This window comes from Pseudoalteromonas sp. S3178 (genome assembly GCF_005886985.1).
Classification (GTDB): domain Bacteria; phylum Pseudomonadota; class Gammaproteobacteria; order Enterobacterales; family Alteromonadaceae; genus Pseudoalteromonas; species Pseudoalteromonas carrageenovora.
On the sequence record NZ_PNCW01000127.1, the window covers coordinates 1 to 508 of the forward strand.

General features: G+C 42.3%; 1 protein-coding gene. It reads right to left on the reverse strand.

From position 1 onward, the window contains the following. Positions 1-508, reverse strand: a 508-nt coding sequence (locus CWC11_RS20270) for an IS3 family transposase (protein ID WP_138684130.1), incomplete at both ends; no start/stop codon positions are given.

The window sequence follows — 508 nt, forward strand, 5'->3', positions numbered from 1 at the left end:
AGCAAAAAAACTTTCTGAGCATGCATTATCCCAGCAGTTTCCCTTTCTCGACATGCTAATCGTTACACCTCGTTTGTTCAACCACGATATAGTCTCTTTTGCTCTATACTGGCTTCCTTGGTCTGAGTGAAAAAGTAAGCGATGTCCGTTCGGTTTACGCACATTCCAAGCCTTCTTTAATGTTTTAATCACTAAACTCGCACTATTAACTCGACTTGTTACCCAGCCCACAACTTTACGTGAGTATAAATCTAAAATAACACATAAGTACTGCCAGCCTTCTTTACAGCGCACCTGAGTTATATCCGACACCCATACAGTATTAGGCTCTTCAATATCAAACTGACGAGCAAGTAGGTTCTCTGTCGTTATAAAACCCTGCTTTTTATTGCCACTGGTGTAGCGACGCTTACCTGATTTAGAGCGATAACCTACACTTTGTAATAAACGCTGCACCCGGCCTTTACTGCAATCATGACCATCGGCGATGGCGGCTTCCCATAATTTT